A 19,024-nucleotide genomic window follows, 5' to 3' on the forward strand; every position below is an offset into this window, starting at 1 on the left:
TAATCGCAAATTTTTATCGGGCTCATCTTATCAGAATTTATGTGATAAATAATGGGTCAATTGAGCGTCATTAACTGTCGTAGTGCAGACTTTGTTCTCTATTTAAATTTAGCTGCTTGTTTTATATTAAGTTCTATAAATAAGTACATGGACAAGCAACAAAATGAATTTTAAACCAGAGACTTTGCCGAACAATTTGCAGCCATACCTAGAAAAAATCACGGCGACTATTCTGCCAACCGTCACCATGCAACTGACACCCAGTGATGAATTAACTTTATGGCAAAGTAAGATTGGGGGACAACCTTACTTACCGCTGGATGTGACTTATCCAATCGACTCGAATGGCAATCCGTTGGCTTTATTGGCGCAATTGAATTTTGCTGAAATCCCCAAGTTACCTGATTTTCCAAATCAGGGGATTTTACAGTTCTATATCGCGGCTGATGATTTGTACGGAATGAACTTTGATGACCAACAGCAGCAATCGGGCTTTAAAGTGTTGTACTTCGAGCAGGTCATTGAAGATGCTTCACAATTAAAACAAGACTTCTCTGAAGTTCAATTGGGTGAAGATGATTATTTGCCATTTACGGGGCAATACGCGATTGAATTTAGCCTGACTTCTCAGCCGATTAGCCTCGGTGATTTTGCCTTTGCACCAAAGATTTTAGGTGTCGATGAACTGTATGATTTTGAAGATCAATTTGAAGGGGGCGATTTCGAAGATGATTTTATCGAGCCTTATGATGAATTGGCTTCCGCAAGTGGACATCGTTTAGCTGGTTATCCTTATTTTACCCAAACTGATCCACGTCAATATAATGAAAAAGTTCAAGATTATGTGCTGCTTTTTCAGCTCGATACTGATGATGCGGAAAACGAGATTATGTGGGGCGATTCGGGTGTAGGGAATTTCTTTATTCATCCAGAAGACTTAAAGAAACGAGATTTTTCCAAAGTGCTATATAACTGGGATTGTTGTTAAATAAAAAAAGCGGATGAACATTCATCCGCTTTTTTTCTAGGTTTTAAATCTTATTCAGTAACAAAAGTAACTTTGCCATCTTCTAAAGATTTAACACGCGCTAACGATTCAACGCGGTAGCCTTTTTCAAGCAATACATCGCGGCCCGGTTGGAATGATTTTTCAATCACAATACCCACCCCAACCACTTCAGCTTTGGCTTGATGAATTAAGTCAATTAGACCTAAGGCAGCTTGACCATTGGCCAAAAAGTCATCAATTACAAGTGCTTTGTCACTTGAACTAATGTGCTTGTTTGAAATCGCAATGGTACTTTCAGTCTGTTTGGTAAACGAGAACACTTTAGAACGGTAAAGGTCGTCTTTCAATGTTAATGATTGGTATTTGCGCGCAAAAATAACAGGAACGCCAAGTTCTAAACCTGCCATGATTGCAGGTGCAATACCTGAGGCTTCGATGGTAATAATTTTAGTAATACCTGCATCTTTAAAGCGAGCGGCAAACTCTTTACCAATCAACTGCATCAACACAGGATCGATTTGGTGGTTTAAGAAAGCATCAACTTTCAAAACCTGATCAGATAGAACGATACCTTCATTTAAGATTTTCTGTTCTAAAGCGTACACGGGAGAATCCTCTAAACGGATGCTTGTTCAAGCAAAGGCATATTTTAAAAAGCATCGAAAAAAATGCAAGCCAAAATTGACCAGATGCTTAGTTTGTTTTACCTGAATAGCCTGTTAATAGCAGTCCATATGATGATTTTCCATCATTATGTGCCATTTTTACAGGAAGGTAATCGAGTTTCGGAGCTAACCAGAACACGGTATTACGCTCTGGTTTATCGTGCTGCATGACCACTTTGATGGTACTGAAAGTGCCATAAGGCGTTTTGATGTTCTCAGTGCCTTGTTTCACAAAGCGACGCTCATCGATGGCTTTCGCATCTGCAATCAGATACTTGGTTTTCAATGAATTGCTCTTCAAATCCTCACGGATTTGCAGTTCAGCATTGAGTTCATCCAAAGCACCTGCTTGCCATGCAAATGAGCGTGCCGTGTCATCTTTTTTGGTATTCACAACTTTACTATTGGGATTGAAGTTAATGCTCATCGTGTTGTTGTGAATTAAGATTTTACTGCTGCGACTAAATTTCTGCGAGTTGATTTTATTATCGGCAAAACTAAATTGACTGGTTTCAGATGCAGAAGCAATACCACCCGCTTTAGCACTGAATTGATAGGTCCAGTTATTGCCTTGTTGGGAAAGAGTACGTGTTGCTGAACCTAGGTTTTTATTGTTGTAGCTGAATTGATAGCTGGCTTGGAAAGGCGCCATTGCCAAGGCATGACTAGAGATGCTTGCACTGAAAATGGCAACCGAAGTAAGACCCAGTACTTTCAATAATTTCTTTGTCATAACACTATATCCTTTGAGCAATGCTGAATTGAATCGCTCATTTATCATTACGATTTAAAGATATTATGCCTGTAGATTATGAAGAAAAGATCAGGTTTTTTACTAAGCGCTTGTTAATTTTTCGTATAAATCATGAAGATGTATGTTTTGGGTAGCATCTCATGACAAGCAACATGCTACCTCAATGTAAAGGTATTTATTTTTTACGGTCTTTTTGCTGAATCGGGGTAACTTCGCTGTCGTTGAGATCATCTTCGTCAAAGTCATCTTCATTGGAAGGCGATAAAATTGCAGCAAGATTCACATTGCCCCAAACAATCAACTCCGCAGGACGGACACGTGCACGATTGACATGTACTTTACTCAACGTTTCGATAATGCTGGCTTTTTTACCTAACCAACGATTTAAATCGAGGTAAAGTAAATCATCTTGAACTTTCACCACTTCAAAATGTTCTAGGATTTTGCCAAGTGGATCTTCTTCACGGAATTTCTGGTAATACCAAATTGCCACATAAAAGCCCCATTTTTGAAAGATGTTTTTGAATTTGGCTTCAATCACTTGGGTATTGCTGATTTGTTCAAAAACCATCAGTTGCACATTTTGATTCATTTCCATTTGAATCAACTTTAAATCAACCGATAAAGTGGTATGGAGGCCTTTGACATCGAGGGTGGTGTATAAGCGTAACCAACCGTCATACAGATCAGCATGCAGGTCTTGCATAATGCCCACATTTTCGGTGACATAACGTTCCATCGTGGCATTCACAAAAACTTGTGAAAGTGAAAACTCTCTTTCTTCTTCGATGAATTCTTCTGCTTTTTGGTAAACTTTACGTAGACGTTTAACTACAGATGAAATTAGCGTTTGCATAAAAGTTGTTCCAGAAAGTGAATTGATGAGTAAAGCAATGCCACAATCTTTGTATTCACTAAAAATAAAAATAAATTTCTGACTTGCAGTGTAGCAAAATTAATTGCTACATTTTCATAAAATGATGGTATGGAAACACTGTAACTATAAGTGGATCACATTTTTGTAAAATTTTGAATATTGGTTTGGTTTTTATACGGTTATGCCGTTGGGGATGGGACATTTTGTCGCTTGAATACCATGTGGAATAAAATAAATTTTCGTTCAGAACTGTCCCCTTATTGGTGGCAAGATCCAATTTTTGTTGGGGCAGTGGCTTTGGCGATGCTTTTGCATGGGGCGGTGTTGGCGATTCAATTTACCATGCCATCACCCTCTGACACTTCCACCAAAGAAATTGCCGTCACCGTTCGTCCAAGTACTGAAAAAGTTAAAGATGCAGACTTTTTGGCGCAAGCTGATCAAAAAGGTTCGGGCGATTTCCGTGAAGCACATCGGATGTCGAGCGATATGCCTGCTCCGATGCAAGCTGATGCAACTACAGGTGAAAAAGAGTTAGAAAGTCTGGAGAAAATACAGCAAAAACGAGAGTTAAAATTCGAAGAAAAAGTGCTCATGACGGTTCTGAGTTGGCAAAAGCAAGCCGAACAGAGCGAACGAAAAAAGACCTTGGATGATCTTCAAAGTCAGTTTCAAGCCAAAGCTGCTATGGTCGCGAGCTTAGAAGCGCAATATTTACAACGACAACAAAATTTTAGCCGTAAACAACGCATTAAAACGGTCGATGGCATTCAGGCCAAACAAGATGCATCTGCTGCTTATTTAGATAAATTTCGTCAAAAAGTCGAGTTATACGGGAATCGCTATTATCCTGATCAAGCTAAACAACAACGCTTGGCGGGTGAAGTACGCCTCATGGTGATTCTCAATGCAGAAGGGGGAATCCGAGCGATTCGTCTCATTGAAAGTTCTGGGCATGCGATTTTAGATGAGGCAGCCAAAGCATCGGTCCGCCGTGGCGCACCATTTGGACCTTTTGATGCCACGATGAAAAAAGAAATCTCTGAGTTACGTATCATTCGGACTTGGCGTTTTGATCCGGTCGATGCTGAATTTGAAGTGCACTAATTAAGGTGTACTTCTTATTAGAAAATAATGATGGATAAACTAAGAATTAAATATTTATAAAAATCATTTAATTATTTTTTAAAAATCTTCAATATATTTTTAAATTCAATAAAAACAGTTAAGTAAGTTTATTGGTTAAAACTTGAATTGATAATAAAAACAATTATCATTTGCAATGTGTTTTTAGTTAACTCTCCTTTTGAAAATGAATGCATCCTTCTTAAAATTTATCGGGGGAATGAGATGCATGTTTTCAAGACCGCTCCCTTGCAATAAGGACATATTTCATGCATCAACCTCCAACTTTAAACCTGTTTAAAGCCCGCCCACTGGTCTTAGCAATGGCTGCAATACTTTTACCTTCATTGGCTTTTGCAGAAGATCAAGTTAAAGAAAATGCAAAATTGCCAACGATTACAGTAAAAGCAGAAGAAGGGGCTTTGGCTGTAACGGAAGGAAAGAAAAGTTATACCGCTAAAAGTACCAATACATCGACCAAACTTAATTTGTCGCTTAGAGAAACCCCGCAATCAGTCAAAGTTCTCACCCGTGAGTATTTGGATGATGCCAATATTACATCGTTTCAGGACATGTTAAATAACGTCACAGGCGTGACTGTGAATCAGTGGGATGAACGTCAGTACCCAACAGCACGTGGGTTTGATGTCGACTATTATCTGTTTGATGGGGTTCCAAGCAATGTGGGGATGGAAGCCAATGATCCTGATTTAACCATGTATGATCGGGTTGAACTGGTGAAAGGCACAAATGGTTTGATGACCGGTGCTGGGAATCCTGCTATTGCGATTAACATGATTCGAAAACATGCCAATGCTAAAGAGTTGACAGGGAATGTCAGCACTTCTTTGGGTTCATGGAATGCATGGTCAAGTTCAGCAGATATTTCAACACCATTAAATGCCGATGGCAGTGTCCGTGGTCGTGTCGTCGTGAAGCACGAGGATACGGATTCGTATATGGATCGCTACGAAAAAACCAATAATGTAGTCTATGCGGTTGTGGATGCAGATATTACGGATAAGACTTACCTTTCAGTCGGTGCGGGGTATCAGAATCTAGAGCGAGATGGGGTTCGTTGGGGCGGATTGCCCGCATTTTACACCGATGGTACCCGAACTGATTTCGATCGTTCTAAATCGGTGAGTTCGGATTGGACCTACTGGAATACCGATACCACCACGGCTTTTGCAACATTGAAGCAGAATCTATTTAACGATATCAATTTGAATGTGAACTATGCTTATCGAGAAGTAAAACAAGACACGGCTTTGCTTTATTCATGGGGCAAGCTGGATAGAGCAACCAATACACTCGACTCTTTCATGACCTGGTCTGATGCTACTAAGACCAAAGAAAATAATATTGATACCTATCTCTCAGCACCTTTTATGCTGGGTGGTTTAAAGCAGGAAGTTGTTGCAGGTTTTATGTATAACCAAAGCAAGAAAGATAAGTGGTACTCAGGAACACCTCCGATTGCCTCAGGTGCTGTGCTCGATTTTGATCATCCAAATATTCCATTAATTGGTGCCATTCAGAATAATAACTTGTATCAACCTCCAAATAAAACCACACAAACAGGCGCTTATCTTGCAGGCAAGTTCAGCTTGTTGGAGCCATTGAAGTTAATTACAGGGGTGCGTTTATCAAACTGGAAATATGAAAGTGACAATGGAGAAGGCAATCGGGAATTTAATAATGAAGTCACACCATATGCAGGCTTAGTTTTTGATTTTCTGGATCAATACTCTTGGTATGCCAGTTATACCAGTATCTTTAAGCCAGAAGATAAACGAGATGCGAATCGCCAATATCTTGATCCAAGAGAAGGGAAAAGCTATGAAACTGGCTTAAAAGGTGAGTTTTTAGATGGTAAGTTGAATGCGGCCTTATCGGTATTTAAAACCCAGCAGGATAATGTTGCAGAAGAGATAGTTGGTGTTTTTGTACCTGATACCAATGGTAACCCAACCACTGAGAAAGCCTACCGCAGTGTAGATGGCGTTGAAAGCAAAGGTGTTGAGTTTGAACTAGATGGGGAAATTAAAGACAACTGGAATCTGAGTTTTGGTGTTGCACATTTCAATGCCAAAGATGCGAAAGGTGATGAAGTTCAAACCATGTCGTCAAGAACCAGTGCCAATCTTTTTACCAAATATACGCTGGATAAGTGGAGTGTTGGTGGTGGGCTAAACTATAAGAGCAAATTTTATACTGGAGAAGGTAGTCAACGTATTAGCCAAGATGCATATGCTTTAGCAAACTTAATGGTGGGTTATGATATTGATTCAAATATCAAAGCACAGATTAATTTGAATAATGTATTTGATAAAAAATATTATTCAGGCATCGGGAATAACAGCATGGTCTATGGATCACCTCGTAACGTGACTTTGACGCTACGTTATCAATTCTAATTCTCTTGAGAAATAAAAAAAACGGCTGAATACAGCCGTTTTTTTTATTGAGCATGTGGATAAGTTAGCGTTTATTCACAAGCCATTTTGACTTGAATAAGCACGTTCAACTGTACAGATTTCCACACTAAAATCCTGATACCATTTTTCTTTGCCTAATCGCTGAGCAACCAGATGTTCTGCATCGCGTTGCCAAAGTTTAATATCTTCAAGACTGTTCCAGTAAGACAGTGCTATTTCAAAACCATTTTCACTACACGCTTCAAATTTGACGCAATTAAATTGGCTCAAGGCTTTATTTCTCAGCTTCTGTGCCATTTCAGAGTAAGTTACATCAAGTTGTTTGATCGTGGCTTTAAAGATAACGATATACATAGGACCTTGGATTAGCTTTCATCGGCTTGATAAGGATTGGCGATGCCCAATTTTTTTAGAATCTCAATTTCTTCGGCTTCCATTTCTTCGGCTTCAGTTTCATTGGTTTCATGATCGAAGCCCAGCAAATGTAAAACGCCGTGAACCAGTAAATGAGTGAAATGATCGCTTGGCGTCTTTTGCTGTTCTGCCGCTTCTTGTAAAACCACAGGAATACAAATCACCAAGTCACCTAAAGGCTCTGCATCGAGTAAGCTGAGCATTTCCTCAGGAATATCACTTGGGAACGACAGCACATTGGTCGGTTTGTCTTTTTCGCGGTATTGCAGATTGAGTTCATGGCTTTCAGCTAGATCAACACAGGCAATCCCGATTTCACAATTGGCATCAAAACCGACATGACGCAGTGCAGTTTCGATATTTTTTTTGATTTGACCACGTTTGAGTGGCAATTCAGTAGCTTGAAAGTCTTGTTGAAGACTTAAATTGATTTTCAAAATAGATCCTTAAAATCGTCCCCCTAAGATGCGACTAAAGCATCTTAAGGGGAGTGGGGGGATTTTTCTAAATGTGTTGCGCATCTGCCGCAGAATCATTTTCTGCAATCAATGCTTCTTGTTTGGCTTTGCGTTCGGCACGGGCTTCAGCAGACAGGCGTTGCTGTTCACTGTCCCAACCTTCGTAAGCTTCAACAATTTTTTGTACCAATTGATGTCGAACCACATCACGTGAATGGAAACGGGTGATATGAATCTCATGAACATTTTCCAGTACACGTAATGCTTGTGCTAAACCCGATTGCTGCCCACGCGGTAAATCAACCTGTGTCACGTCACCTGTAATTACGGCACGTGAACCAAAACCTAAACGGGTCAGGAACATCTTCATCTGTTCAGGTGTGGTGTTTTGTGCTTCATCTAAAATGACGAATGAGTGGTTCAAGGTACGTCCGCGCATGTAGGCAAGCGGAGCAACTTCAATCACTTGGCGTTCAATCAATTTAGCCACTTTTTCAAAGCCCAGCATTTCATATAGGGCATCGTAAAGTGGACGTAAGTAGGGATCGATTTTTTGGGTGAGGTCACCAGGTAAGAAACCGAGTTTTTCACCAGCTTCTACCGCTGGGCGAACCAGCAAGATACGTTGAATTTCGTTACGTTCCAGCATATCAACCGCAGCAGCAACCGCCAGATAGGTTTTACCTGTCCCTGCTGGGCCAATACCGAAGGAAATGTCACTTTGTAAGATACGTTGTACATAGCGTTTTTGATTGGCGCCACGTGGGTTAATTCGCCCTTTGCGGGTCTGTAACCAAACACTATCGAGGCCTGTATGTTCCTGATCTGAATCATCCATCAGTTCACGATCCGTCTGTGAACCTTGGATCATCAAATGAATGACATCGGCGCTGATTTGTGAGGAAATTTCTGATTCTTGATAGAGCCGTTGCAAAAGTGCTTCGGCTCTTTCGACCGCTTCTATATCACCATCGAGATAAAAGGCATCACCACGGTGAGTAATTTTGACATCTAAACGTTGTTCGATTTGTTTTAAATGCCCGTTATACGCACCGAGCATGCTTTTCAAACGTTCCAATTGAATTTCAGGGAACGTTACTGTACGTCGAATCGCTGCAGTCAAGATAAACCCTTTTTGTTGCTTTGTAGGAATACCCTTACATTACGCCACGTCAGGTTCAAGATTCAAGAGTTCTCCGTAAACTAAATTCAAAGTTTTAATTTCCGTGATCTCAATCTCTGCGAAACGCCCAATCCACGTGGCATCACCGATAAAAGTAACCAAACGTGTATTGTCCGCTGTGCCAATTAAAACATTCGGATCTTTATCAGAAACCTTCTCAATTAACACCCGTTCAATCTTACCGAGCATGGCATCCGTTTTATCAATACTCGAACGTTTAATCACTTCTTGTACTTGCGCCAAGCGATCTTTTTTCACTTGCTCAGGAGTACTGTCTGGTAAATCAGAAGCTGGTGTACCTGGACGCTTCGAATAGACAAAACTATAAGAGTGATCGAAATCTAGATCTTTAATGAATTGTAAGGTTTCAGCAAAGTGTGCATCTGTTTCGCCTGGGAAACCGATGATGAAATCGCTGGATAAATGCATATCTGGACGTACTTTACGTAACTTGGCAATTTTATCGATGTAGACATCAATCGTATGGTTACGTTTCATGGCTTGCAATACATCGTTTGAACCACTTTGTACTGGCAGATGCAAGTGTGAAACCATTTGCGGTAAATCACGGTAGCATTGGATTAAATCTTCTGAGAATTCAAGCGGGTGAGAGGTAGTATAGCGTAGACGACCAATCCCTGGAATTTCTGCTACTAAGCGCAATAGTTCTGGGAAGGTGCAAATTTCACCTTCAAAGGTTTCACCACGATAACCATTCACGTTTTGACCAAGTAAGCTAATCTCACGCACGCCTTTTTCGGCGAGGCCAGCGATTTCTGCCAACACATCATCCAACGGACGAGATACTTCTTCGCCACGGGTATAAGGGACCACACAGAATGAGCAGTACTTCGAGCAACCTTCCATGATGGAAACGAATGCTTTAAAGCCTTCCACACGCGGTTCAGGCAAAAAGTCGAACTTTTCGATATCTGGGAAAGAAATATCAACCAATTTGATTTTTTCTTTCTTTGGTTTTTCAATTTGAGCGTGATGCTGATCTAGCATTTGTGGCAAACGGTGTAGCGTTTGTGGGCCAAAGATCATATCCACATAAGGCGCACGTTTTTGAATGTTGTCACCTTCTTGTGATGCAACACAACCACCCACACCAATGATGAGATCTGGGTTTTGTTCTTTCAGTTTGCGCCAGCGACCTAGACCACTAAATACCTTCTCTTGTGCTTTTTCACGAATCGAGCAGGTATTCATCAGCAGAATGTCTGCTTCGTTTGGATTGTCAGTGAGCACATAGCCATGTGAATCACCTAACAAATCTGCCATACGATGACTGTCATACTCATTCATCTGACACCCTTGAGTTTCAATAAACAATTTCTTGATTGAAACATCAGCGGTGTGCATTGGCTGGGTAACAGTGTTTTCTGAAGCAGCTTTTACAGCACTGGGAATGAATGTTTGAACCGTCATGCAGGCTCCTAAACAAGGTGGATTTAAATAAACGGCGGATTATAGCAGTATTTTAAACGGAACGCAGAGAATAAAAAACTGACAAAAATGGACAGTTTATGAATAAAATTGCGCGAATTTTAATGAATATGAATCAGTAATTTACATAACACAACAATAGTGGAAGGCTAGACTTATTACACTATAATGGCAGGGCAAAATTGGGCATAGATATTGATGAAGATGAAAAAGCAGCGTGATTTTAGAACAACCGTAACTCCAAAATTGAATAACAAGAAGAGCTTCCGTTGTTTTATTGCAATGGGAGGAATGATCGCATGCTCATCTGTCTATGCTCTAGATGAACAGTTTAATGATGCGTTGCGTGCTGCCAATGCAGGCAATTCTGCTTTGCTCGATCAATACCAATCTGACATGCAAAATGATGCTTTGGGTTATTATCCAGAATATTGGAAACTGAACACCAATCTGGGTTTTCAACCAGCTTCATCAATTATTAGCTTTGCACAACGCTATCCACAATCGGCGATGGCGGAAAAACTCTCTGCCGATTACGTGGAAGAAAAAGTCAAACTCGGAAGCTTTGCCGATGCCAAGCCTGTACTGAGTTATGTCACCAATCCAGATCAAGAAGAAAGCTGTGCTGTTGCACAAGTTCGTGCAAAAACAGGTGATAGTCTGGTTTTTGCAGAATATAAAGACATTTGGTTAGCAACCAATTCTCAGCCTGAATCATGTAATGGTTTAGGGCGTTTGATGTTGTCTAGTCCATTGATGACTGCACAAGACCGTCAACAACGCTTATGGGGACAATTACGTGCAGGTCAATCTGGCCCAGCGATTGCGACCGCTCAAACCATGGGCTTGAATCTTTCTTTAGCGCAGTTTAATCAAATTCAAGCCAATCCATTGGGTTATTTGTGGAGTGCACCGAAGTCGAATGATGCCGATTATGCCTATTTAATCTTTGCCTTGGGACGTGTTGCGGATAGCGACTTAACCAATGCTTTGGGCAATGTGCAGCGTGCTGTTCAAGATGTGCCACAACCGGTACAACAATATTTATATCGCACTATTGGTTATGTCGGTGGTACCACCGTAATGAAAAATGGCTTTAATCGTGAAGTGTTAAATGCCTATGACCAAAGTTATGGTTATCCATTTAGCCCTGAAGAAGCTGAAATTTATGCCCGTCAGGCGATTCGTTTCGGGGCGTGGGAAAGTTTGATTCGTGCGATTGATGCGATGTCGGTGACACAAAAGCAGGAAGACCGTTGGCAGTATTGGTTGGCACGTGCATCGGAGCAGCGTTCAGATGGTGGTTCTAAACAAGCGGCACAGCAGATTTATCGCAAATTGGCCCAAGCTGGCGATGACTACCATAACTTGTTGGCGAAAGATCGCCTAGGTGAACGTTATAACCATCAGCCTTATAATGAGCAGCCAAGCACTCAGGATATTCAACGCCTGAATCAAAATATTCATTTTAGACGTGCGTTTGCATTAAGAGATGTCAATGCGCCTGCCAATTATACCAATCGTGAGTGGAACTGGGCGGTTCGCCAAGCCTATTTGCAACACGACGATGGTCTGCTTTTAGCCGCAGCGAAACGTGCGCATGATGTCGGTTGGTATGATCGTGCAATTTATGCAGCGGATCGTACCACGTCTCGCCATAATGATACTTATCGTTACGCGACACCGCATCGTAGCAATGTAACTAGTCATAGTTACAATGCAGGTATTGATCCAGCATGGGCCTATGGTTTAATGCGCCAAGAGAGTCGTTTTGTAACCTCTGCACGTTCCCATGTTGGGGCAGGTGGTTTAATGCAGATTATGCCAAACACGGCAAAACTGATCGCAAGACAAATGGGTGAAACTTATAATCCTGCGGCATTGAGTGAAATGAACACCAATATTCGATACGGGACCTATTATCTTTCAATGATTCAAAGTCAATTGAGTGGTAATGCGGTATTGGCAACAGCAGGTTATAACGCGGGTCCAAATCGTGCCCGCCGTTGGCAGCCTGATGCGCAGAATATGGCAGCAGATCAATATACTGAAACGATTCCATTATTGGAAACACGTGACTATGTTAAACATGTCATGACCAACGCTACACATTATGGCGTGGTATTAGGGCAGGGATCGCAATCGTTAGAAAAACGAATGAGTACGATTCCTGTACGTAGTGGGCCTTAAGACACACCAAGATGTTTAAGTGAAACAATGAAGTTTTTGCATTTGATGAAACCAATCGAATTACTCAAAGGGCAATTGATGAGATCGCTACAGGCTTTGGCTTGTTACTTGGTCTTCTCTTTCAGTGCTCCATTACATGCTGCGAGTAATCCAGACGTTGCAGGCTATGTCATGCATGTCCAAATGACACCTGCTGCTTGCTCTTTTGATTCATCAAGACAAAAGCAACGTAAATGTCTGGAAGGTTATTCCCTCACGATTGCAAGTTTATTGCCTGAAGTACCGCTCAACCGAGATTGCTCAACTAAAACATCTGCCAAATTATCGCCATTACAAGCAAAAGTGGTGGCGCGTGTCATGCCTGATGAAAATGCCCGTGTGCAGTTATGGCAGGATGTGGGGGGGTGTATGCCGATGAATGCTAGTCAATATTTTAGAACCATTATTAACTTTGCGGAGCGTTTAAAAATCCCTGCGGATTTGACCAGCCCGAATACCATTGAAGTACAAAAGGAAAGCTTAAGACAGCAATTTACCAAGCTCAATCCGTCGTTGCCGCCGAATGGAATTCGCTTTACTTGCCAGTCATCGAGATTTGATTCAGTCTTAACTGAAATACGCGTTTGTTATCAGAAAAATGGTCAATATAAACAATGCGCAAGCCATATTGTGACAGGCTGCCCAAGTGAATTTACGATTAAAGGAAGTTATTAGGTATTTACCTAGTTTGATTTGTATTTTCTATTAGACTTTCGTTGAAATTCATTCTCTTTTACATGCATCTGTATTCGCTTTAGAGTACAATCTTTGCCGTTTATGATAATTCGATTGAATAATAATAGCGTTCAATCGTGCAAACGCATCTCATTGGAGAATATCACATGAAGCAACCCGTTCGTGTAGCCGTTACAGGCGCTGCTGGTCAAATTGGTTATAGCTTATTATTCCGTATCGCAAGCGGTGAAATGCTAGGTAAAGATCAACCAGTAATTTTACAATTGCTTGAAGTTCCTTTTGAGAAAGCTCAACAAGCGCTTAAAGGCGTGATGATGGAACTTGATGACTGTGCTTTCCCATTATTGGCAGGCATGATCGGGACTGATGATCCTAAAGTTGCATTTAAAGATGCTGACTATGCGTTATTAGTTGGTTCTCGCCCACGTGGTCCTGGTATGGAACGTGCTGACTTGTTGAAAGTGAATGGCGAGATCTTTATCGGTCAAGGCCAAGCACTTAACGAAGTTGCTAGCCGTGACGTTAAAGTATTGGTTGTTGGTAACCCAGCAAACACCAATGCTTACATCGCAATGAAATCTGCTCCAGATCTTCCAGCGAAAAACTTTACCGCAATGTTACGTCTTGACCACAACCGTGCATTAACTCAACTTGCTCAAAAAGCAGGTGTTGCAGTTTCTGACATCGAAGACATGACCGTTTGGGGTAACCACTCTCCAACAATGTATGCAGACTACCGTTTTGCAACTGCAAATGGTGTAAGCTTAAAAGACAAAATCAACGATGCTGCATGGAACAAAGATGTGTTCCTTCCAACTGTTGGTAAACGTGGTGCTGCGATTATCGAAGCACGTGGTTTGTCTTCAGCTGCTTCAGCTGCAAACGCTGCAATCGATCACATGCGTGACTGGGCGTTGGGCACTAACGGCAAATGGGTAACTATGGGTATTCCATCTGATGGTTCTTATGGTATTCCAGAAGGCGTTATGTTCGGTTTCCCTGTAACGACTGAAAACGGTGAATACAAAATCGTTCAAGGCTTAGAAATTGACGAGTTCAGCCGTGAGCGCATCAACTTCACGTTGAATGAGCTTGAAGAAGAACGTGCAGCAATTGCTGACATGGTAAAATAATTTATCTTTTTGATAAATTGAAAGCACTCTCCTAGAGAGTGCTTTTTTTATGCCAATAAACACAAAAAACAACAAGAAAATATAGACCTATCGCTGCATGCTATGGCGATTTGCTGTTAGATTACTTCGATAAAGGACATGATTTGGAGAATAACAATGTTTGAACAGCAACCGACACTTGAGCTTTTATTCGAACAACTTGGGCTTGGGGCGGATGAGGCAGCAATCGAAAACTTTGTGAAAACTCATCAACTACCTGCCGATCAAAAATTACATGAAGCGGAATTTTGGAGTGCAGGACAGCGAGATTTTCTCAAAAGTCACTGGGATAAAGATGATGAGTGGGCGATCGTGATTGATGAGTTGAATCAACAGCTACATGTCGATAGCACAAGATAGTCAAATAAAAAAAGCTCACATTAGTGAGCTTTTTTTTGAATCAATGTTTTAAACCAATCTTCTTGGCGTATGGCATTAAATGCAGGATGGAGTTGTAATAACTCTAAATCATGTTCTAAACATGACACATATTTTTTTAACCAGTGTTGTGTTAAGGCTTGTTCTTGTTTAGCTGCTGATGCGTAGGCCAAGAAGAAATAGACGTCTAAATGCTCATGATGGGCCAAGGGTTTTAAAATTTGTTGGGTGATCAAGGCAAAGCGTCGTTCTTTGGTCAACTCAAAGTAAATCATATAGGCTTTGGCTAGATGCAAGGACAAATTCAAATATAAGCTGAGTGGCATTTCATCGTATTCAATACGCGCCTGTTCAGTGAGAACGATTGCTTCTTGCAAGAAATGCAATTGTTCCTGACGAATATGGCTCAGTACCACTAATTGCAAACGTAGGTCGGCACGTTCTAAAGCAAGTTCGGGAGTATTGCTGTCTAAATAGAGTTGGTCTGTTTCACCAATTCGAGCAATCACTTGTTGAGTTTCATTCGACATTATGGATCCAAAATCGTCAGTTATGCGTGGTATATAAGGGTGTTTTTAGGAATTTAAAGGGTTTAAGCTTTATTCCAAATTGAGCCACCACTACGTAACCATGCCGTGATTGATAAACGTTGCTGTTTAGAGAGTAGGACTTCGTGCAAGACATCGCTTTGAAAAATCGCGAGACGATTCGGTTGTGGTTGAATGATATGCCATTGATTATGCTTATCTTGCAATCGTAATTGACCACCCCAATCCTCTTGCCAACTTTCATGCAAATAGAACACGGTCGAAATCATGCGATCATTTTTTTGCTGTGGGTTATCGCGGTGTAAGGCATAAAACTCGCCTGCGTTGTAACAAGCGAAATGTGCTTCGACTTCTTTAATGCCTAAATAGAAAGCCTGATTCAACGCTTGAGATAGATGTTCTAAGGTCTGTAAATGCTGTTGTGCAATCGGCAGTTGCCCATCAATCCATAGAATGTGATCACTACGGATATGGCTGACCACACCATTTTGTATTCCTGCTGCTCTAAATTCGTCAAGATGCGAAGTACATTCATGTGCTAATGTCTGCACATAATCAAGTGAGTAAATATTATCAATCAAGGCAAAGCCAAATTCATTTAGATCATCCAGCACTTGATCCAGATTCCAAGACTGAAGGTTTAATGCGGGTGGAAGAGTTGTTGCTTGCATAGCACTCCAGTGACTTAGGTTCGATTGTAGGGCAATTTTAGACGATCACATCAACGCTAAAGAATACTTTTTTCTTTCATGTTAAACTACCCGCTGAATTGAGGAATAATTGTCAACATGAATTACCGTCACCATTTCCATGCGGGTAACTTTGCCGATGTTATGAAGCATGTACTTTTGCTTCAACTGCTCGCTCGTTTAAATGCTAAAGATAAACCTTATCGATATATCGATACCCATGGTGGTGCAGGTAAATATGATTTATCTACGTCTGAAGCACAAAAATCAGGTGAATTCTTAACGGGTATCCATCGTTTGGTCAAGCTTGACGATTCGATTAAACGTAATGCGCCTGAAGGTGTAAAGCAATATCTTAAAATTGTTGAAGATATGCGTGCTGGTTCGGGTAAAGGCGCTTATCCAGGTTCACCTTGGTTTGCGCTTGAAGGCATGCGTGATATTGATAAAGCAACTATATTTGAAATGCAGCGTGATGTGTTTCAACAATTGTATTTTAATATTCGTGATAAACGTGCAGGCTTGCATGAGCGTGATTTTTATGAAGGTTTAATGGGTGTCATTCCGCCGAAAGAAAAACGCGGATTAGTCATGATTGACCCTCCTTACGAAATTGAGCGTAAAGATTTCCCGCAATTGGTTGAAATACTCCAAGCCGCACATAAAAAATGGCCAACAGGTGTGTTTGCAGTTTGGTATCCAATCAAAGATCGCGCCATGATTGAACGTTTTGAAAAGAAAATGATGAAAACGGGTATTCGCCGTCAGCTCATTTGTGAAATTTGTGTATGGCCAGATGACACCCCGGTCGGATTGAATGGTTGTGGCTTACTGGTGATTAATCCACCTTGGAAGTTCTCAGAAGATGCGGATCAAGCATTACAATGGTTATTTCCACATTTGCGCATGAGTGAAAATGGTGGACATGCTGCAGTGCGTTGGTTGGTGGGTGAATAACCCATCAACGTCCAAATATTCTCGAGGAATTGAAAATAATGACAAATTCTCTTAAACCTGATTCTGATTTGAACAAAGAAGATCATTCTTTTGATGGAATCACTTTTGAAGTAGAAGAAGAAGAGCATACGCACGAAGGACAAAAAGTGAAACGCCGTGGAATTTATTTATGGCCGAATTTAATTACAACAGCCGCACTTCTTTCTGGTTTTTATTCAATTATTGCCAGTATGAATGGAAACTTTAACCAAGCGATCTATGCCATTTTCTTGGCTGCATTGCTTGATGGTTTGGATGGTCGAGTGGCTCGTGCAATTGGTGCACAAAGTGCATTTGGTGAGCAATACGATTCGCTTTCTGACTTGTTGGCGTTTGGTGTTGCACCCGCTATTTTGATGTATAGCTGGAGCTTGCATGATCTTGGACGTATCGGTTTAGCCTGTTGCTTTATTTATACCGCTTGTGCCGCTTTCCGCCTAGCGCGTTTCAATGTGCAAATCGGCGTGGTGGATAAGCGCTACTTTATTGGTATCGCCAGCCCGCTTGCGGCAGTGACTGTTATTTCATTGGTATGGGTCGGTCGTGATTATCCATTTATCTTTGATTTAAAAGATATCGTCATTCAAGTGATTAATTCAGTGGTCATGGTTGCAGTTGGCTTACTGATGATTTCAAACATCAAATACTATTCATTTAAACAAATGGATCGTAAGCGTGTACCTTTCGTCGTGATGTTACCTGTGGTCTTGATTTTTGCTGCAATCACGTACAACATTCCTGTAGGGATACTGATTGTCTGTATCATCTATGTCCTTTCAGGATTCGTGACGACACTATTTGCCAAAAAGAATGATGCCAAAATAACAACTTAAAATACGGAGGTTCAGTATGCCAATATTGATGAATAGCAATCAATTAAAGCAGCTGAACCTCAATAAGTCAGATGCTTTAACTTTTCATCCGCCCAAAGGTCTTTTTAAAATTGTTTACCAGGCCTTAATCCTGCCAAATTTGCCTGAACCCTTTCATTATTTAAATTTCATTAGCCTAATTGGGCAACCGCGGATCCCTATTTGTTATAACGACAGTGCAATTGCTACGACGGCAATTGATACTGCGACTGTTTTGGTTGCCAGTAGTTTATCTACAGTCGGGCATCTCAAAAGTTATAGTGCCAAAGAACAGTGTCAATTAGAGCAAGATCGTTATCAGTTTTTAGATGTAGATCAAATCCAAGTTGATTTCCCAAATTATTATTTTAAGCGTGATGATGAAGAACTCAGTTGCCAACTCAAAGTGAATATTGGTGCTGAAATAGAAAACCATTCAGCCTTGCAATGGGGCGTTGGGGATTATTGGTATGTTCGCTGTCAGTGCGAAGGCGAAATCATTTATAAAAAACAAAAATATCAAATCCAAGCACAGGGCATTTTGAAACATGCCAGAGCCATCTACTTACCTTTTATCGCCTTTCATTTTTTTACTTATCAAATTATTCAGGTCAGTGCAGACTTCCAGATCATCTTGTCTGAACTTAGAAATCAGTGGAATAACATTATTTTTTCTAGAATTGAAATTCAGTCGAATGAGCAAAATTCAATACTCTATGATCATCAAGTCATTTTAGATGTCACACGTGTATATCCTAAAGTACAGACCCCAAATGGACGGGAGATGTATTTGCCGCGGGAATTTATTTGGCAATATTCAGAAAAGGGAGAGGTGGTCTTTCAACTGCAAGCTCAAAGCCGAGGTGATTATAAATTTGGCTTAGCAGCGGGTTATGTAGGAAGTTTTAATTATCAATTATTGTGGAACAAACAAAGTTATCAAGGTTCTGGATACTGTGAATATATCGATTGTCGCCCTTTACACTGGCAAGAAAAAAATAAAACTGAGCAAATAATCGACCAAGTTGCACATTTTCAGCCTTATTTGTGTAAAAAATAAGCGTTCAAAGCAATAATTTAAGATAATTTA

Annotated in this window: 19 protein-coding genes; 10 read left to right on the forward strand and 9 right to left on the reverse strand. The window is 40.8% G+C overall.

All coding sequences use genetic code 11. From position 1 onward, the window contains the following. Positions 1–163 precede the first annotated feature (163 nt). Entirely contained in the window at positions 164–988 is an 825-nt protein-coding gene (locus tag A7P54_RS18695) for a YwqG family protein (protein ID WP_171550460.1), read from the forward strand. Positions 989–1,038: 50 nt separating this feature from the next. Here the strand turns inward: A7P54_RS18695 and A7P54_RS18700 are convergent, their stop codons facing one another. The 3 genes from A7P54_RS18700 to A7P54_RS18710 form a co-directional block, all read right to left on the reverse strand. Further along, the gene (locus tag A7P54_RS18700; protein ID WP_004655958.1) at positions 1,039–1,614 is read right to left on the reverse strand and encodes a xanthine phosphoribosyltransferase; all 576 of its coding nucleotides are present in this window, start codon (positions 1,612–1,614) and stop codon (positions 1,039–1,041) included. Between the two features lie 88 nt (positions 1,615–1,702). Then, complete coding sequence (locus tag A7P54_RS18705) at positions 1,703–2,407, reverse strand: DUF3108 domain-containing protein (protein WP_171550461.1); 705 nt, start codon at positions 2,405–2,407, stop codon at positions 1,703–1,705. 196 nt (positions 2,408–2,603) lie between these two features. After that, on the reverse strand, positions 2,604–3,284 hold the full coding sequence (locus A7P54_RS18710; protein ID WP_004802578.1) for a hypothetical protein: 681 nt from the start codon (positions 3,282–3,284) through the stop codon (positions 2,604–2,606). 240 nt (positions 3,285–3,524) lie between these two features. On the opposite strand from A7P54_RS18710, the gene A7P54_RS18715 reads away from it, so the two are divergent. Both A7P54_RS18715 and A7P54_RS18720 read left to right on the forward strand, forming a co-directional pair. Then, on the forward strand, positions 3,525–4,412 hold the full coding sequence (locus tag A7P54_RS18715; protein WP_004802579.1) for a TonB family protein: 888 nt from the start codon (positions 3,525–3,527) through the stop codon (positions 4,410–4,412). A gap of 287 nt (positions 4,413–4,699) precedes the next feature. Next, a complete protein-coding gene (locus A7P54_RS18720; protein ID WP_171550462.1) occupies positions 4,700–6,850 on the forward strand; it encodes a TonB-dependent siderophore receptor in 2,151 nt (716 codons plus the stop codon). A gap of 75 nt (positions 6,851–6,925) precedes the next feature. Here A7P54_RS18720 and A7P54_RS18725 read toward each other — a convergent pair whose 3' ends face one another. From A7P54_RS18725 to miaB, 4 genes are all read right to left on the reverse strand, one after another. Continuing rightward, the gene (locus tag A7P54_RS18725; RefSeq protein WP_005200249.1) at positions 6,926–7,225 is read right to left on the reverse strand and encodes an antibiotic biosynthesis monooxygenase; all 300 of its coding nucleotides are present in this window, start codon (positions 7,223–7,225) and stop codon (positions 6,926–6,928) included. An 11-nt stretch (positions 7,226–7,236) separates the two neighbouring features. Next, positions 7,237–7,722, reverse strand: a complete 486-nt coding sequence (ybeY, locus tag A7P54_RS18730) for an rRNA maturation RNase YbeY (RefSeq protein ID WP_171550463.1) — start codon at positions 7,720–7,722, stop codon at positions 7,237–7,239. Positions 7,723–7,789: 67 nt separating this feature from the next. Beyond that, positions 7,790–8,866 (reverse strand): PhoH family protein, encoded by a 1,077-nt coding sequence (locus A7P54_RS18735; RefSeq protein WP_004655946.1) that lies wholly within the window; start codon positions 8,864–8,866, stop codon positions 7,790–7,792. Positions 8,867–8,905: 39 nt separating this feature from the next. Then, the gene (gene miaB / locus A7P54_RS18740; protein WP_171550464.1) at positions 8,906–10,357 is read right to left on the reverse strand and encodes a tRNA (N6-isopentenyl adenosine(37)-C2)-methylthiotransferase MiaB; all 1,452 of its coding nucleotides are present in this window, start codon (positions 10,355–10,357) and stop codon (positions 8,906–8,908) included. A 300-nt stretch (positions 10,358–10,657) separates the two neighbouring features. Here miaB and A7P54_RS18745 point away from each other — a divergent pair, with 300 nt between their 5' ends. From A7P54_RS18745 to A7P54_RS18760, 4 genes are all read left to right on the forward strand, one after another. Further along, complete coding sequence (locus A7P54_RS18745) at positions 10,658–12,565, forward strand: lytic transglycosylase domain-containing protein (protein ID WP_171061094.1); 1,908 nt, start codon at positions 10,658–10,660, stop codon at positions 12,563–12,565. Between the two features lie 45 nt (positions 12,566–12,610). Beyond that, positions 12,611–13,279 carry a hypothetical protein gene (locus A7P54_RS18750; protein WP_004802585.1) on the forward strand — a complete coding sequence of 223 codons (669 nt, stop codon included), beginning with the start codon at positions 12,611–12,613 and terminating at the stop codon, positions 13,277–13,279. Between the two features lie 167 nt (positions 13,280–13,446). Then, positions 13,447–14,433, forward strand: a complete 987-nt coding sequence (locus tag A7P54_RS18755; protein WP_004655942.1) for a malate dehydrogenase — start codon at positions 13,447–13,449, stop codon at positions 14,431–14,433. Positions 14,434–14,589: 156 nt separating this feature from the next. Further along, positions 14,590–14,832: a DUF2789 family protein gene (locus tag A7P54_RS18760; RefSeq protein ID WP_004802586.1), complete on the forward strand. Its 243-nt coding sequence runs from the start codon at positions 14,590–14,592 to the stop codon at positions 14,830–14,832. Positions 14,833–14,852: 20 nt separating this feature from the next. Here A7P54_RS18760 and A7P54_RS18765 read toward each other — a convergent pair whose 3' ends face one another. Then, the gene (locus A7P54_RS18765) at positions 14,853–15,380 is read right to left on the reverse strand and encodes a hypothetical protein (RefSeq protein WP_171550465.1); all 528 of its coding nucleotides are present in this window, start codon (positions 15,378–15,380) and stop codon (positions 14,853–14,855) included. A 62-nt stretch (positions 15,381–15,442) separates the two neighbouring features. Further along, complete coding sequence (locus A7P54_RS18770) at positions 15,443–16,069, reverse strand: 2OG-Fe(II) oxygenase (RefSeq protein ID WP_171550466.1); 627 nt, start codon at positions 16,067–16,069, stop codon at positions 15,443–15,445. Positions 16,070–16,186: 117 nt separating this feature from the next. On the opposite strand from A7P54_RS18770, the gene rlmJ reads away from it, so the two are divergent. From rlmJ to A7P54_RS18785, 3 genes are read left to right on the forward strand one after another with little or no spacing between them, the layout of a single operon-like run. Next, the gene (gene rlmJ / locus A7P54_RS18775; RefSeq protein WP_004802589.1) at positions 16,187–17,044 is read left to right on the forward strand and encodes a 23S rRNA (adenine(2030)-N(6))-methyltransferase RlmJ; all 858 of its coding nucleotides are present in this window, start codon (positions 16,187–16,189) and stop codon (positions 17,042–17,044) included. Positions 17,045–17,082: 38 nt separating this feature from the next. Then, positions 17,083–17,916 (forward strand): CDP-diacylglycerol--serine O-phosphatidyltransferase, encoded by an 834-nt coding sequence (gene pssA / locus A7P54_RS18780; protein ID WP_004802590.1) that lies wholly within the window; start codon positions 17,083–17,085, stop codon positions 17,914–17,916. 16 nt (positions 17,917–17,932) lie between these two features. Next, positions 17,933–18,994, forward strand: coding sequence for a DUF6670 family protein (locus tag A7P54_RS18785; RefSeq protein ID WP_171550467.1), 1,062 nt, complete (start codon positions 17,933–17,935; stop codon positions 18,992–18,994). Positions 18,995–19,024 lie beyond the last annotated feature (30 nt).

Origin of the sequence: Acinetobacter sp. Ac_3412 (genome assembly GCF_013072675.1) — a bacterium.
In the GTDB taxonomy this organism is placed as follows: domain Bacteria; phylum Pseudomonadota; class Gammaproteobacteria; order Pseudomonadales; family Moraxellaceae; genus Acinetobacter; species Acinetobacter higginsii.

Bases quoted from the DNA above. Each gene is read 5' to 3' on its own strand.
- A7P54_RS18695 (WP_171550460.1), top strand. From the start codon at position 164: ATGAATTTTAAACCAGAGACTTTGCCGAACAATTTGCAGCCATACCTA.
- A7P54_RS18705 (WP_171550461.1), bottom strand. From the start codon at position 2,407: ATGACAAAGAAATTATTGAAAGTACTGGGTCTTACTTCGGTTGCCATT.
- A7P54_RS18710 (WP_004802578.1), bottom strand. From the start codon at position 3,284: ATGCAAACGCTAATTTCATCTGTAGTTAAACGTCTACGTAAAGTTTAC.
- A7P54_RS18715 (WP_004802579.1), top strand. From the start codon at position 3,525: ATGTGGAATAAAATAAATTTTCGTTCAGAACTGTCCCCTTATTGGTGG.
- A7P54_RS18720 (WP_171550462.1), top strand. From the start codon at position 4,700: ATGCATCAACCTCCAACTTTAAACCTGTTTAAAGCCCGCCCACTGGTC.
- A7P54_RS18725 (WP_005200249.1), bottom strand. From the start codon at position 7,225: ATGTATATCGTTATCTTTAAAGCCACGATCAAACAACTTGATGTAACT.
- miaB (WP_171550464.1), bottom strand. From the start codon at position 10,357: ATGACGGTTCAAACATTCATTCCCAGTGCTGTAAAAGCTGCTTCAGAA.
- A7P54_RS18745 (WP_171061094.1), top strand. From the start codon at position 10,658: ATGGGAGGAATGATCGCATGCTCATCTGTCTATGCTCTAGATGAACAG.
- A7P54_RS18750 (WP_004802585.1), top strand. From the start codon at position 12,611: ATGAAACCAATCGAATTACTCAAAGGGCAATTGATGAGATCGCTACAG.
- A7P54_RS18755 (WP_004655942.1), top strand. From the start codon at position 13,447: ATGAAGCAACCCGTTCGTGTAGCCGTTACAGGCGCTGCTGGTCAAATT.
- A7P54_RS18760 (WP_004802586.1), top strand. From the start codon at position 14,590: ATGTTTGAACAGCAACCGACACTTGAGCTTTTATTCGAACAACTTGGG.
- A7P54_RS18765 (WP_171550465.1), bottom strand. From the start codon at position 15,380: ATGTCGAATGAAACTCAACAAGTGATTGCTCGAATTGGTGAAACAGAC.
- A7P54_RS18770 (WP_171550466.1), bottom strand. From the start codon at position 16,069: ATGCAAGCAACAACTCTTCCACCCGCATTAAACCTTCAGTCTTGGAAT.
- rlmJ (WP_004802589.1), top strand. From the start codon at position 16,187: ATGAATTACCGTCACCATTTCCATGCGGGTAACTTTGCCGATGTTATG.
- pssA (WP_004802590.1), top strand. From the start codon at position 17,083: ATGACAAATTCTCTTAAACCTGATTCTGATTTGAACAAAGAAGATCAT.
- A7P54_RS18785 (WP_171550467.1), top strand. From the start codon at position 17,933: ATGCCAATATTGATGAATAGCAATCAATTAAAGCAGCTGAACCTCAAT.